The sequence below is a fragment of the Actinoplanes sp. NPDC021490 genome, assembly GCF_055562135.1.
The window spans coordinates 259687-272309 of the sequence record NZ_JBVHFW010000006.1; the positions used below are offsets into that span (position 1 = coordinate 259687).

Annotated in this window: 14 protein-coding genes; all 14 read left to right on the forward strand. The window is 70.3% G+C overall.

The window, feature by feature from the left end:
- The first annotated feature begins 366 nt into the window (after positions 1-366).
- Entirely contained in the window at positions 367-741 is a 375-nt protein-coding gene (locus tag ACZ3I4_RS19205; protein ID WP_465383291.1) for a hypothetical protein, read from the forward strand.
- A gap of 536 nt (positions 742-1277) precedes the next feature.
- Positions 1278-1727 carry a MarR family winged helix-turn-helix transcriptional regulator gene (locus tag ACZ3I4_RS19210; RefSeq protein WP_465383292.1) on the forward strand — a complete coding sequence of 150 codons (450 nt, stop codon included), beginning with the start codon at positions 1278-1280 and terminating at the stop codon, positions 1725-1727.
- Complete coding sequence (locus ACZ3I4_RS19215) at positions 1724-2377, forward strand: nucleotidyl transferase AbiEii/AbiGii toxin family protein (protein ID WP_465383293.1); 654 nt, start codon at positions 1724-1726, stop codon at positions 2375-2377. The genes ACZ3I4_RS19210 and ACZ3I4_RS19215 overlap by 4 nt, the downstream gene beginning before the upstream one ends.
- Before the next feature lie 436 nt (positions 2378-2813).
- Positions 2814-3176, forward strand: coding sequence for a hypothetical protein (locus ACZ3I4_RS19220; protein WP_465383294.1), 363 nt, complete (start codon positions 2814-2816; stop codon positions 3174-3176).
- 173 nt (positions 3177-3349) lie between these two features.
- Complete coding sequence (locus ACZ3I4_RS19225; protein ID WP_465383295.1) at positions 3350-3928, forward strand: hypothetical protein; 579 nt, start codon at positions 3350-3352, stop codon at positions 3926-3928.
- A 139-nt stretch (positions 3929-4067) separates the two neighbouring features.
- On the forward strand, positions 4068-6560 hold the full coding sequence (locus ACZ3I4_RS19230; protein ID WP_465383296.1) for a DEAD/DEAH box helicase: 2493 nt from the start codon (positions 4068-4070) through the stop codon (positions 6558-6560).
- Complete coding sequence (locus ACZ3I4_RS19235) at positions 6557-8242, forward strand: sensor histidine kinase (RefSeq protein ID WP_465383297.1); 1686 nt, start codon at positions 6557-6559, stop codon at positions 8240-8242. The genes ACZ3I4_RS19230 and ACZ3I4_RS19235 overlap by 4 nt, the downstream gene beginning before the upstream one ends.
- Positions 8239-8907, forward strand: coding sequence for a response regulator (locus tag ACZ3I4_RS19240; protein ID WP_465383298.1), 669 nt, complete (start codon positions 8239-8241; stop codon positions 8905-8907). The genes ACZ3I4_RS19235 and ACZ3I4_RS19240 overlap by 4 nt, the downstream gene beginning before the upstream one ends.
- A gap of 105 nt (positions 8908-9012) precedes the next feature.
- Positions 9013-9894 carry an alpha/beta fold hydrolase gene (locus ACZ3I4_RS19245; RefSeq protein WP_465383299.1) on the forward strand — a complete coding sequence of 294 codons (882 nt, stop codon included), beginning with the start codon at positions 9013-9015 and terminating at the stop codon, positions 9892-9894.
- Between the two features lie 9 nt (positions 9895-9903).
- Positions 9904-10059: a hypothetical protein gene (locus tag ACZ3I4_RS19250; protein ID WP_465383300.1), complete on the forward strand. Its 156-nt coding sequence runs from the start codon at positions 9904-9906 to the stop codon at positions 10057-10059.
- Positions 10020-10574, forward strand: coding sequence for an alpha/beta fold hydrolase (locus ACZ3I4_RS19255; RefSeq protein WP_465383301.1), 555 nt, complete (start codon positions 10020-10022; stop codon positions 10572-10574). Before ACZ3I4_RS19250 ends, ACZ3I4_RS19255 begins: the two co-directional genes overlap by 40 nt.
- A 28-nt stretch (positions 10575-10602) precedes the next feature.
- Positions 10603-11523 carry a helix-turn-helix transcriptional regulator gene (locus tag ACZ3I4_RS19260; protein ID WP_465383302.1) on the forward strand — a complete coding sequence of 307 codons (921 nt, stop codon included), beginning with the start codon at positions 10603-10605 and terminating at the stop codon, positions 11521-11523.
- A 112-nt stretch (positions 11524-11635) separates the two neighbouring features.
- Complete coding sequence (locus tag ACZ3I4_RS19265; RefSeq protein WP_465383303.1) at positions 11636-12115, forward strand: hypothetical protein; 480 nt, start codon at positions 11636-11638, stop codon at positions 12113-12115.
- A 118-nt stretch (positions 12116-12233) separates the two neighbouring features.
- Entirely contained in the window at positions 12234-12623 is a 390-nt protein-coding gene (locus ACZ3I4_RS19270; protein ID WP_465383304.1) for a ClpX C4-type zinc finger protein, read from the forward strand.

Genomic DNA, 12623 nt, shown 5'->3' on the forward strand with positions numbered 1-12623 from the left:
CTCAGGTCCGCACCGCCGGCCTCATTCCCGCGTTCTATGGGTCCGGCCCCAGGTCCGCACCGCCGGCCTCATTCCCGCGTTCTATGGGTCCGGCCCCAGGTCCGCACCGCCGGCCTCATTACCGCGCTGTGTGGGCCGGTTCGCACCGCACTGTTTCCTGCACCGCGCATATCACCCCCGCAGCGCCCTATACCGGTCACCGAGCCTGTGCCCGGTTTGCCGCTACGCCGAGCCGACGTCGTTTCCGGAATACCGCGCTGTGGTAGTCGCCGAAGGCGTCGTTTCAGTGTTCTGGCGCTCTGCCCTTAAGGCATCCTAGGACACTAGGAATTCTGTTTCCGCCTGTTGTCGGTTTACGCTGATCGCATGTCCACCGCTGCTCGTGTCGCCGTTCACCTCGCCCGGCCCCACCGGCCGGTTCTGGTGGCGGGCACCCTGGGCGAATTGGCCGGGCCCACGCACGGACTCGTCGAGTTGCCGTTGCGGCTCTGGTGGGGCCCGCAAAGGGCGTTCGATCTGTCCGAGCCGACGATGCTCGCGTGGATGTACGAAAACGTGCTGCGCGAGGCCATTCGGGTCGAAGAACTACGCACCTATCTGCACGGCCCGACCCTCGTCGCGGTCTGGCGCGAGCTCAACCTCCCGCGCGGCGTCCGCGCGGCCTGGGAGGCGCGGCACCCACGGCTTCGCCGGGCCGCCGCCCGGCGGCCCACCGACCAGCTCGTCGGCGCCCCGGCCTGACCGGCCGCACCGATCCAATGGCGCGGCCGTCAACGTCTCCGCCGTTCGCGGCGTCACGGCCCAGGTCCAGCCGCCCGCGGCTTCCGCGCGGGTGCGGGCGCCGGTCTCGCCGATGGACATCCTCCAGCGGCACCCCCTCGGCCCGCGCCGCCGTGGTCAGCACCGCGACCGGAAACCAGCGGAGGTGCGGCCCGCCGTAGCAGCCGGGCCAGGCCTGCACGGCCGGCGGCGGTCAGCACCGCGATGGGAAACACGAACCGATAGCCGAGCCGCGGCGGCGGCGGGCGACGTAGGCGCCCGACGCGCTCCGGTTACCTGGCGCCGGCGGTCAGTCGGAGGCGATGGCCAGCGTGAGCGCCACGGCGGACAAGCCGGTGGTGACCCGCTCGTCGCGGCGGATCTTGGCGGCGGCGGAGCCGATGGCAGCTAGCGCGAGCACGACAGCGACGACATGCGAGCCTCAGACAATTTGAGTCGGCTAATCGTTGGAACACGACAACGGTTTGGGCCGTGGGACTATCCGCTAGAGTTGCCGGGTGGTCTCGCCTTCCCGTCCCGCAGCGCCGGCTCAGCTGGGCGTGCTGCTCGCCGGTCGCGGCGCGGTCGCCGGAAACCGGGTGCGCGACGCCCTGGCCGGGGCCGGGCTGACCTTGCGGTCGGTGCACACGCTGATGCATCTGGACGGCGGCCCGGTCAACCAGCAGACGCTGATCGAGCTGCTCGGGGTGGACCCCAGCGCCCTGGTCGCGGTGCTGAACGAGCTGGAGGGTCTCGGCCTGGTGTCCCGGCAGCGCGACCCGGCCGACCGCCGCCGGCACATCGTCGTGATGACCGGGAAGGGCGCCCGCGCGCTGCGGGACGCGGACAAGGTTCTCGACGAGACCGACGACGACCTCTTCGGCCCGCTGTCCCCGGCCGAGCGCGAGCAGCTCGAACGGCTGCTGACCAAGGTCGCCGCCGCCGGCTCGTGCGGTGATCAGCAGTGACGGTGACCGACGACTTCTACGCCGACGTCGCGCGGATCGCGCTCACGGTGGCCACCAAGCACGGGTTCGTGCTCGGCGGGGGCTTCGCCTGGCTGGTCAACGGGCTGGTCGAGCGGCCGACCGAGGACGTCGACCTGTTCACCGACACGGCCGGGGGCGTCGCCGCGGCGGCCGGCGAGGTGAGCGCCGCGCTGCGGGAAGCCGGCTACCGGGTCGTACGGGAAGAGGGTGACGAGCTTTTCGAGGGGATGGACGAGGACCTGCAGGAATTCCTCGTCGCCGGCGAATCCCGGGCGCTGCGGCTGACGCTGTGCCGGCTCGACCGCCGCCGCACCCCGGTCGTCATGGAGGTCGGTCCGGTCATGCACCTCGACGACCTGGTCGCCACCAAGGTCGCGGCGCTGGTCAACCGGCGCGAGGTGCGCGACTACATCGACGTCGCGGCCGCGCTCGAACGCTACTCGCTCCCCCAGCTGCTGGCCCTGGCCCGCACGGCCGACCCGGCGCTCGACCCGGAGGACGTGGCCGACGCCGGACGCTACCTGGACCGGCTGCACGACGCCCGGTTCGCCCTCTACGGCCTCAGCAAGCACCAAATCGCCGAACTGCGGGAACGCCTCGCGCAGTGGCCGCGCGGCTCATCCATATAGCCGGCAGATCACTTAGTGGTCCGGTGCGTAAGTCCTTCGGGGGTTATGCGGCCAGGGCGAGTGCGGCAGGCTGGTGATCGCAGCCAGCGGGTTGCTGGGGGTTCTGCTCTTTCTTTTTGTGCCGCTCGATCCGGGCCATGAGGTCCTCGAGGTCGGCCGGGGTGAATCTCCATGTGATGGGCCGGGCAGTCGCGTTGTAGCGCTGCTCGAATGCGGTGGGCCGGTCTTCGACCTGGTCAAGGCTGGTGAAGTCGTTAGGTGTAGGCGAGCAGGGTCAACTGCCGTCGTTCGGTGGCGGTCAGCGTGATGAGGCGTGCGTGAGGGACGGGCACCGGCCAGCTTCCATCGAAGGCGATCGTGTTGAAGGCCGGACGAGGATGCCGCTCAGGCGTGCCGGAAGCCGGCAGGACACGCCGCAGGGGCAGGATGTGAACCCATGCCGGTCATTCCTGCTTCCACCAAGACGTCTCTGCCGCAACGGCTTCGTGCCCGGGCCAAGGCGAACTGGCCGCAGCTGGCCGGAATCCAGGTGCGTTACCACGGCCAGTTCGCCTACGTCACCGTCGAGTTGACCGGCGGTGAGCAGTTGCCGGTGATGCGACTGCGTTACAGCGGCTCCGCCCACCGCTGGAGCCTGGCCACCTACCGCGCCAGCAACAACAGCTACGAGGACCAGTACTGGTTCAGCGGCACCACAGAAGAAGCCCTCGACTTCGTCTGCGACGTCCTCATCAGCCCCATCACCGACTGGTCGCATCGAAGCCCCGAACCGTCAACCCCCAACGGACTTACGAACTGAAGCACTAAGCGTCGAAAGGAGTTGCCTTTCTCTTCTCGCTTAGGGCAGGTCGGCGACCAGTCCTACGCGGAATGCCCGACCCGATCGGCCATCCGGAACCGTCCATGTCGGTCACTACGTGGTGACGGTAGGTGGGGGATGCTGGCAGTCCACCGATCAGGAAGCGCCCGCCGATGACTTACGAGCCGCCCACTCCCCTGCCCGCGGAGCCGCTACTTCCGCCCCAGCCGCGCCGGCTCAACCGGGCCTGGGTCATTCCTGCCGCCGCAGTTGCTGCACTCGTCCTGTTCATGGCCGGCTGGCTGTCCGGCAGCGCCTACACCGACAACCAGCAGACCAAGTCCAACAACGCGGCCACAACCGTCGCACCGGCAGTCGATCCATACGCAGCCCTTGACGAGGGCGAGATCGGCGTCCCTGACGAAGGTGTGGCGGAAACGACTCCGCCAGCCGGGCCGATGCTGTCCCCAGCCGATATCAAGCTGACCCCGAAGGTCGCCGAGAAGAACTGTTTCGGCTCGGCGGGCTGCAGTGTCACGGTCAAGGTGCAGATGGCTTACAACGGCCCGACCCTGTCGGAGGACGAGACCTTCGAAGTCACCTACCAGTTGACCGGCAGCGAGGACGGGCCGATCATCGGCACTTTTGAGGTGACCGGGCCGAGCTACACCGAGGACGAGCAGTCACTATCGACCAAGTCGAGCAAGACGAAGATCACCGCGAAGGTGACGGACGTGGAAAAGGTCGGCTGACACCATCGCAAGCCCGGCATGGTGGCCGTGGGCAAATTCTGCCCCAATTCGGCTTTCGTCCCTCGCCACCAGGGGTCGATAGAATAAGCGTGACCTGCAGTTATGTGCTACTTAACGCCTACTCTACAGTTGACAGATCATGACGCTGACCGACCGCCTTCCCGGTTCCAATGATCCCGACGCCGTGTTCGACGCCTTTCAGAAATGGGCGACCGAGCAGGGCCTGGCCCTCTACACCCATCAGGAAGAGGCGCTCATCGAGATCGCCACGGGGGCGAACGTCATTCTCAACACCCCCACCGGCTCGGGGAAGAGCCTGGTGGCGACCGGGGCGCACTTCGCCGCGCTGGCCGATGGGCGCACCACCTTCTATACCGCGCCGATCAAGGCGCTGGTCAGCGAGAAGTTCTTCGCCCTGTGCGCAACCTTCGGGGCGCACAACGTGGGCATGCTGACCGGGGACGCCAACGTCAACGCGGACGCCCCGATCGTCTGCTGCACGGCCGAGGTGCTGGCCAACCTGGCGCTGCGCGAGGGGGCGGACGCCGACGTCGGCCAGGTCGTGATGGACGAGTTCCACTTCTATGCCGAGCCCGACCGCGGGTGGGCCTGGCAGGTGCCGCTGATCGAGCTGCCGCAGGCCCAGTTCATTCTCATGTCGGCGACGCTCGGCGACACCACCCGCTTCGTCGACGACCTCTCCCGCCGTACGGGCCGGGAGACCGCCGTCGTGGCCAGCGTCGAGCGTCCCGTCCCGCTGCTTTTCTCGTACGCGATGACGCCCCTGCACGAGACGATCGAGGAGCTGCTGCAAACGAAGCAGGCGCCGGTCTACATCGTCCACTTCACGCAGGCCGCCGCCCTCGAGCGCGCGCAGTCGCTGATGAGCATCAACATGGCCACCCGCGAGGAGAAGGACAAGATCGCGGCGGCCATCGGCAACTTCCGGTTCACCGCGGGCTTCGGCAAGGCGCTGTCCCGGCTCGTGCGCCACGGCATCGGTGTGCACCACGCGGGCATGCTGCCCAAATACCGGCGCCTGGTCGAGACCCTGGCCCAGGCCGGCCTGCTCAAGGTCATCTGCGGCACGGACACGCTGGGCGTGGGCATCAACGTGCCGATCCGCACGGTGCTGTTCACGGGCCTTTCCAAGTACGACGGGGTCAAGACCCGGCTGCTCAAGGCGCGCGAGTTCCACCAGATCGCCGGGCGCGCCGGGCGGGCCGGGTACGACACGCTCGGCACCGTGATCGTGCAGGCCCCCGAGCACGTGATCGACAACGAGCGGGCCCTGGCCAAGGCGGGCGACGACCCCAAGAAGCGGCGCAAGGTCGTCCGCAAGAAGCCGCCGGAGGGCTCGATCGGCTGGGGCCAGCCCACGTTCGACCGGCTCGTCGCGGCCGAACCCGAACCGCTGACCAGCTCGTTCCAGGTGTCGCACGCGATGCTGCTCAACGTGATCTCGCGCGGCGGCGACCCGTTCGTGGCGATGCGGCACCTGCTCACCGACAACCACGAGGAGCCGGGCGCCCAGCGCCGCCACATCCGCCGGGCCATCGGCATCGCGCGCGCCCTGATGGCGGGCGGGGTCATCGAGCGTACGGGGGAAGGAACTTATCGCCTCACCGAGGACCTGCAGCTCGACTTCGCCCTGAACCAGGCGCTGTCGCCGTTCGCGCTGGCCAGCCTGGAACTGCTCGACCGGGAGGCGCCGGACTACCCGCTCGACGTGGTGTCGGTGATCGAGTCGACGCTGGAGGACCCGCGGCAGGTGCTGTCGGCGCAACGGCAGAAGGCCCGCGGCGAGGCCGTCAACGCGATGAAGGCCGAGGGCATCGAGTACGAGGAGCGGATGACGCTGCTCGAGGACGTGACCCACCCGCGGCCGCTGCTGGAACTGCTCGAGGCCGCTTACGAGACGTACCGTCAGGGCCACCCGTGGGTCGCCGACTACGAGCTCAAGCCCAAGAGCGTCGTGCGGGACATGTACGAGCGGGCGATGACCTTCACCGAGTACGTCTCGTTCTACGGCCTGTCCCGCTCCGAAGGCCTGGTGCTGCGCTATCTGGCCGACGCGTTCCGGGCGCTCCGGCAGACCGTGCCCGAGGACGCCCGTACGGAGGAACTGACCGACCTCATCGAATGGCTGGGCGAACTCGTGCGGCAGGTCGACTCCAGCCTGCTCGACGAGTGGGAGCGGCTGCGCAACCCGGGCGAGCAGATCGAGGAGGTACGCCTCGACGACAAGCCGCCCGCGGTCACCCGCAACACCCGGGCGTTCCGGGTGCTGGTCCGCAACGCCATGTTCCGCCGCGTCGAACTGGCCGCGTTGCGCCGCTGGGACCTGCTGGCCGAGCTGGACGCCGAATCCGGCTGGACGGCCGACCGGTGGGAGGACGCGATCCTCGACTACTTCGACGAGTACACGTCGCTCGGCACCGGCCCGTCCGCGCGCGGCCCGTCCTTCCTGCACATCGAGGCCGGTCCCACGGCGTGGGTCGTGCGGCAGGTGTTCGAGGACCCCGAGGGCGACCACGACTGGGGCATCGAGGCGACCGTCGACCTCGCCGCCTCGGACGAAGCCGGCGCGGCGGCCATCGTCGTGACCGCGGTCGGCCCGCACTCCGGATGACCCGCGGGCGTGTCGCCGCCGGCTTCCTGCTGGCGGCGATGCTGCTGCCCGCGTTGACGGCGGTGGCCCACGCGACCCGGCTCGAACTGGCCGACGGCGTGCTGCTGTTTCTGGCCGCCGTCGTCGGGGTGGCGCTGCTGGGCGGTCTGGGCCCGGCCCTGCTCGCCGCCGTCGGCGGGTTCCTGCTACTCAACTACTTCTTCACGGCTCCCGTACGCAGTTTCGACGTCAACACCGGGCGGGGCGCGCTGGCGCTGACGGTGTTCGTGCTGGTCGCCCTGTCGGTGTCGTGGATTGTCGACCTGGCCGCCCGCCGCCTGCGCCGGGCCGACGCGGCCGCCGACGAGGCGCACGTGCTGGCCGCGGTGGCCGGAGGTGTGCTGGCCGGGCCGGATCCGCTCGCCGGGCTGCTCACCGAGTTGCGCGAGCACTTCGGGCTGGAGTCGGTGTCGCTGCTCGAACGCCGCGGGGACGGGTGGGGTGTCGTCGCTTCCACGGCGGCCGACACGACGGTGGCCGGCTCTGCGAAGGCGGGCCCCGCGGCAGCCGTCGCCGCCTCCGCGCCGACGTTGCCGCTCAGCACGTGCGCGTTGTCGGGCAGCCAGCCCTCGGCGCCGTCGAATGCTGCCGCCGCCGGAGCTGCGGAAGCTGCCGGAGCTGCCGACCGTTCGATCCTCCAGCAATCCGACATTTCTGATTTTTCGGATTCACGTGAAACATTCGGTTGTGCTGGTGGTACGGCCACCGCCTCCCCCTCCCACCCGGGTGCCTTGGACCCTAACGCCTCCCCGGCGGACTCGGCGGCTTGTCCACAGGGCGCGACTTATCCACAGCTCGCCCCCGCCCCGCTTGACGACCACGACCTCCTGGCACTCGCCGACGACGGCCTGATGCTGGCCCTCCGGGGCCGCGAACTGGACGACAACGAGCAGCGCATAGCCGCCGCGTTCGGCGCCCAGGCGGCCGTGGCGCTCCGCCAGCAGCGCCTGGCCACCGCGGCCGAGGGCGACCGCGTCCGCACCGCCCTGCTGGCCGCGGTCAGCCACGATCTGCGCACTCCCCTGGCCTCGGCCAAGGCCGCCGTGGCCGGCCTGCGCAGCGACGACGTCCAGTTCGGCGAGGACGACCGCCGCGAGCTGCTGGCCACCGCCGACGAGTCCCTCGACCGCCTCGGCGGGCTGCTGGCCAATCTGCTGGACATGAGCCGCCTGCAGGCCGGCGCGCTCGCGGTGCATCCGGCCGACGTGGGCCTCGAGGATGTCGTCCCGCCGGCACTGGACGAGCTGGGCGACCCGGGCCGTGCCGTCCTGCTCCGGCTGCCCGACGACCTGAATCCCGTACGGGCCGATCCCGGTCTTCTGCAGAGGGTGCTCGTCAACGTCATCGGGAACGCCCTGCGCTACAGCCCGGCCGGCCGCCCGCCCGAGATCACCGGACGGGTCACCGGCGGCCAGGTCGAGCTGCACGTGACCGATCATGGGCCGGGCATCCCGGCGGGCGACCGCGAGCGGGTCTTCCAGGCGTTCCAGCGGCTGGGCGACCGTGACAACCACACCGGCGTCGGGCTCGGCCTGGCCCTGTCCCGGGGCCTGACCGAGGCGATGGACGGCACCCTGACCCCCGAGGAGACCCCCGGAGGAGGCCTCACCATGGTCCTGAGCCTGCCGATGGGCACGCCGTGACGCGCATCCTGGTCGTCGACGACGACCCGCAGATCCTCCGGGCGCTGCGGATCAACCTGCGCGCCCGCGAATACGAGGTGGAGGTGGCCGCTGACGGCGCGAGCGCGCTCAAGGCGGCCGCGGCGCATCCGCCCGACCTGGTCGTGCTCGACCTCGGGCTGCCCGACCTGGACGGCGCCGAGGTCATCCGCGGGCTGCGCGGCTGGAGCAGCGTCCCGATCATCGTGTTGTCCGGGCGGGCCGAGGGCCGCGACAAGGTGGACGCGCTCGACGCCGGCGCCGACGACTACGTGACCAAGCCGTTCGGGGTGGACGAGCTGCTGGCCCGCATCCGCGCGGTGACCCGGCGCATCCAGGCCTCCGGCGCGGCGCCCGGGCCGGTGACCATCGGGCAGTACACGATCGACCTGACCGATCACACGATCGTCCCGGAGCAGCGGCTCACCCCGACCGAATGGCAGCTGCTCGAACGGCTGCTGCGCAACCCGGGCAAACTGATCACCCAGCGCACCCTGCTGCACGAGGTCTGGGGACCCCAGTACGGCTCCGAGACCAACTACCTGCGCCAATACATGGCCCGGTTGCGGCGTAAACTCGAGGACGATCCGGCCCGCCCCGCGCACCTCATCACCGAGCCCGGGATGGGTTACCGCTTTCAGCCGTAAGAGGCGCCATTCGCAACACCCGGCTGGTGCCGTCGGCCGATACTGGTCTCGACGCCCCGGCGTCAGTAACGTGACCACTGATTGACGGTGGCCCGAGGAGTGACCGTGTCGTACAGCGACGTGTACACGAGCGACGGACGACGCCTGCGCTACGAGGTGTCCGGCGCCCGCGACGGGGTTCCCGTCTTTCTGCTCCACGGCACCCCCGGCAGCCGCGTCGGGCCCAAGCCCCGGGCCGGCGTGCTCTACCGTCTCGGCATCCGGCTGATCAGCTACGACCGCCCCGGCTACGGCGGCTCCGACCGCCATCAGGGCCGCGCGGTGGCCGACTGCGCCGGTGACGTGGCCGCCATCGCCGACGACCTGGGCCTCGACAAGTTCACTGTGGTCGGACGCTCCGGCGGCGGCCCGCACGCGCTGGCCTGCGCCGCGCTGCTGCCCGAGCGGGTCACCCGGGCCGCGGTGCTGGTCAGCCTGGCCCCGCACGACGCCGAGATCGACTGGTTCGGCGGCATGATGCCGTCCAACGTGCAGGAGTTCGGCACCCCCGTGCAGGACGAGTCGCGCCTGGTCGAAAGCCTGCGTTTCCAGGCCGACCGCACGCGGCGCAGCCCGGTCAGCCTGCTCGAGTCGCTGCGGCAGGAGATCGCCGGCCCCGACCGCGTCGTGGTCCGTGACCTGATGATCCAGCAACTTCTCGTCGAGACGTACGCCGAGGCGATGCGCGGCGGCCCGTACGGGTGGATCGACGACGTGCTCGCCAGCCGCCGCGACTGGGGTTTCCACCTGACCGACATCGACCAGCCCGTACGCGTGTGGCACGGCGCCGAGGACAACTGCGTCCCGCCCGCCCACGCCCGGTGGCTGGCCGACCGCATCCCCAACGCCGAGCTGACCGTCCAGTCGGGCACGGCCCACTTCGGCGCCATGGAGATCCTGCCCGAGATCCTGTCCTGGCTGGCCCAGCCCGCCGCCGTCCTCGTCTGACGGCCGCTCATGTCGACGTTCGTGCTCGTCCCCGGAGCCTGGCACGGCGGGTGGTGGTACGAGCCGCTCGCCGCCGAACTGGAGAAGCTGGGGCACACGGCCGAGTGCGTCACCCTGGCCGGGCTGTGGCCCCACGACGACCTCACCCGGAGGCCGGTCACCTGACGACCCACGTCGATCAGGTGGCCGAGCTGGTGGCCGACCTGACCGCGGGCGGCGGGCAGGTGTTGCTGGTCGGGCACAGCTATGGCGGGCAGGTCGTCAACGGCGCCGCCGACCGGGACCCGTCCAAGGTCAGCGCGCTCGTGCACCTCGACAGCGACGTGGTCGAGGACGGCGAGTCGTGCTGGGACGTGACGACCGAGGACAACCGCAGATACTTCCTCGACTCGGTCGGCGGGGACGGGCTGGGGCTGGCGCCAATGCCGTTCTTCGACGAGCGGGCCCGGCCGCATCCGTTCGCGACGCTGCTCGAGAAGAGCCGGCTGACCGGGGCGTGGCGGCAGGTGCCGATCAAGCGGTACGCCGCCGCCCTCGACACCCCGGGCGGCCCGCAGGCGCCGACGACCATGGAGCGGCTGCGCCACGATCCGGGCTGGCGGTACGAGGAGTGGCCGGTCACGCACAACGTTCTGCGCGACGGCCCGCAGCGGGTCCTGGAGCTGCTGCGCGACCTGTGAGCGGCCGGTCATCGGCTATCGTGCGGTGATGTCGGGCGCCACCATCGAGAACAAGTCGACACTCGTGTATTTCGGGGACGACTCGTTCACGTACGCCGGGCGGCACCTGCACGAGACCGAGATGCGGGTGCACACGCACAGCTTCGTCGAGGTGGCGATCGTGGCGGGCGGCCGCGGGGTGCACCACAGCCTCAACGGGCGGCAGGCCCTCACGGTCGGCGACACGGTGCTGCTGCGCCCCGGCGTGTGGCACGGCTACGAGCAGTGCCACGACCTGGAGCTCTACAACTTCTGTTTCTCGGCCGAGTTGCTGCGCCGCGAGCTGGCCTGGACCCGCGACGACCCGCTCCTCGGCCATTTGCTGTGGACCGGCCCGTACGCGGAACGCCGCCGCGGCATCCTGGCCACCCATCTGACCGAAAGCGCCCGCGAGGCCTGTTTCGCACACCTCGACGCGCTGGCCGCCCTGCGTTCGCTGCCGCCGCACCTGCACCGGGCCGACCAGATCGCCCAGGTGGTGCTGGCCCTCGGCTGCGTCGCCCGGGCCGTCGGCGCCGACGTGCGCCGCGAGCCGCAGCACCCGGCCGTGGTCGAGGTGATGCGCCGCATCGAGGGCGACCCGGCCCGCAACTGGACCCTGGCCGAGCTCTCGGAGGGCCTGCACCTGGCCCCGGGCTACCTGGTCCGCCGGTTCAAGTCGGTGACCGGCCTGCCCCCGGTGGCTTTCCTGTCGCGCCACCGGGTCGAGCTGGCGGCCGAGATGCTGCTGCACACCGACCGCACCGTCCGGACGATCGCCGAGAGTGTGGGCTGGCCCGACCAGAACTACTTCGCCCGCCGCTTCCGCGCCCACTACGGCCTGACCGCCACCGAATACCGGACCCGCTTCACCACCGGCAAGGCCATCGGCTCCCCCGTCGCCACCGACGACCCGCCACTGGACGGGTGAGAACCGGCGGGTGGCTTGGTTCGTCGGTTTCCGGCGTGGTGGGCAGGCGTGCCGGCCTCGGACCGCAGAGTTACTGGGAACCGTTGCGTACCGGATCGGGAAGGGAACCGTCGTGAGCGACGCCGGCCAAGTGAGTGAAGTCGAACTGCCCGGCGCAGGCTGGTGGCTGCAGTGGCGACGGGACGGTTTTTGGCGTGACGTCAACGACGCTCAGCACCGCGACGAGGCCGCCGGCGTGCACGTACCGGCGGACGACGATTGGGCTGCCTGGACCGGAGACCTGCAGCCTCAGGCGCACGGCGGCGAATGGGGTGAGGCACCCACCTGGTGGCTCGCCTACGGCGAGCTTCCCGCAGACGGTGAGATCGTCACCGTCGTGCTCGACGATGGCACGCACCCTGCAGTGCATGTGATCGGCCGGGTCTGGGCGTGTGAATGGCGGGCCGTCGCGCAGCCGGCGACCGTGCACGTCGCCGGCCAGACGTTCGTCGTGCCGTTCAGCGAGCCGATCTCTCGTCGCTGGCTCGATGAAGGCCCGGCAGACGACGGTCCGACCGACGGCGGCTGGTTCCGTCCGGGGTTGCCCGGCTGACCCGGTCGGCGCCGGCCAAGGCGATACCAGCCTCACTGTCGCTCGACTTCCCGCCTTGTCAGGCCTAACCTGACAGACGTCAGGGAAGCCCTGACACGTCGCTCTCTGAGGGAGAACCATGACGAGCAAACCAGGCATCGCTGCGACCGCGACCCCGCTGCGCTGCTCCTTCTGTGCCAAGCCGAGCTCGGAAGTCGAGAAGGTCGTGGCCGGCCCCGGCGTGTACATCTGCAACGAGTGCGTTGGTCTGTGCAACGACGTCCTCGGATCCGGGCAACCGGACCCGGTCGAGTCGGGCACGCGCCTGTCCGCCTGGGAGGAGGGCATGGCCGATGAGCAGATCCTCGACCAGCTTCCCCGCATCGCCGCGGTCGGCGCCCAGTCCGAGGCGAGCCTCCAGCGACTGGTCACCGTCTTGCGAGAGCGCAGAGTGACCTGGGCCCGCATCGGCACTGCCCTCGGGATGACCCGGCAGTCCGCCTGGGAGCGGTTCTCCGGCGAGGAATAG

What these genes read in the sequence shown, in the direction of transcription:
- ACZ3I4_RS19220 (WP_465383294.1), top strand. Translation starts at nt 2,814, where the DNA reads ATGCCGGTCATTCCTGCTTCCACCAAGACGTCTCTGCCGCAACGGCTT.
- ACZ3I4_RS19270 (WP_465383304.1), top strand. Translation starts at nt 12,234, where the DNA reads ATGACGAGCAAACCAGGCATCGCTGCGACCGCGACCCCGCTGCGCTGC.
- ACZ3I4_RS19230 (WP_465383296.1), top strand. Translation starts at nt 4,068, where the DNA reads ATGACGCTGACCGACCGCCTTCCCGGTTCCAATGATCCCGACGCCGTG.
- ACZ3I4_RS19205 (WP_465383291.1), top strand. Translation starts at nt 367, where the DNA reads ATGTCCACCGCTGCTCGTGTCGCCGTTCACCTCGCCCGGCCCCACCGG.
- ACZ3I4_RS19260 (WP_465383302.1), top strand. Translation starts at nt 10,603, where the DNA reads ATGTCGGGCGCCACCATCGAGAACAAGTCGACACTCGTGTATTTCGGG.
- ACZ3I4_RS19235 (WP_465383297.1), top strand. Translation starts at nt 6,557, where the DNA reads ATGACCCGCGGGCGTGTCGCCGCCGGCTTCCTGCTGGCGGCGATGCTG.
- ACZ3I4_RS19225 (WP_465383295.1), top strand. Translation starts at nt 3,350, where the DNA reads ATGACTTACGAGCCGCCCACTCCCCTGCCCGCGGAGCCGCTACTTCCG.
- ACZ3I4_RS19250 (WP_465383300.1), top strand. Translation starts at nt 9,904, where the DNA reads ATGTCGACGTTCGTGCTCGTCCCCGGAGCCTGGCACGGCGGGTGGTGG.